Below are 941 nucleotides of genomic sequence, written 5' to 3'. Positions count from 1 at the left end.
GTGTATAAGAGACAGCCACCGCAAACCCACACAACCCGCCGGACGCCCCCGGAACCGACCCACCAGAAACACCCCCGACGGCGGACACAGATCACCACTCGGATCCTCCGCCATCGCCGCCGACACCTCACCAGCCGACACCGCCCGCCCATACCAACGGCCCACGATCTCGGTGAAGTACTCCCGCAGCAACCCCTGCGACACCCCATCGGCCACATCCACCCGGGCAACCACCCACCGCGCATCCGACATGCCGCCATCGTCCGCACCCTGTCCACCGGATTAGCGCACGGTCCGCCGCACCACCTACCGGGGCCACCCCGCGAACCGCGCCCGCACCTGCCGGATCTGCTCCACCGACAACCGGTAGAACCGGAACCGCGCATCATCCAACCGGTCCAGATACCGACCCACATCCGCGACATCCCCGTCATCCAGACCAGGATCATGCCGCCGCGCCAACGCCAACATCCCCACCAGGTCGTACCCGCGCCCCACCGCCGCCGCCACATCGATGTAATCGCGCACCTCACGCCGATTCACCAACGCGGCCACCTTCGTCGCCACCAGATCATCCGGATGCATCACCGGACCCAAATCCATGAGCACCGGCCGGTGGTGACGGTCCAACCGACACAGACTCAACCGCAACGCCCGCCCCGCCCGGGCCACCATGAACTCCCGCTGATCCCGATCGAAACCCGCGAACACCTCACCGAGATCACTCACGACCTCCGACACCTCGAACCCGGCCGCCCGCAACGCGGCACCCACCTCGTCCGCCGCAGCCGCCGCCGCACCATCGGTATCGCTGAAAAGATCCACATCCTCGGTCGGACGCCGCACCAAACCGTTGACCAGCCACGCCACCCCACCACCCAGCACAAAACCGTGCCGGTCGGCCACCGTCAACGCAACCCGCGCCACCTCACGGTAGAAAC

At 67.2% G+C, this 941-nt stretch carries 1 protein-coding gene and 1 pseudogene; both read right to left on the bottom strand.

All coding sequences use genetic code 11. The annotated features are described in order from the left end of the window. Positions 1 to 252, bottom strand: a pseudogene (locus GSF22_RS33880) (hypothetical protein); the annotation flags it as partial. Positions 253 to 306: 54 nt separating this feature from the next. Then, on the bottom strand, positions 307 to 941 hold a 635-nt coding region (locus tag GSF22_RS33875; RefSeq protein WP_208817957.1), incomplete at its 5' end, for a nucleotidyl transferase AbiEii/AbiGii toxin family protein.

It is taken from the genome of Micromonospora echinofusca (genome assembly GCF_017614955.1).
GTDB lineage: Bacteria > Actinomycetota > Actinomycetes > Mycobacteriales > Micromonosporaceae > Micromonospora > Micromonospora echinofusca_A.
Note: the sequence above shows the minus strand (reverse complement) of the source record. Positions and strands in the feature narration are given on the sequence as shown.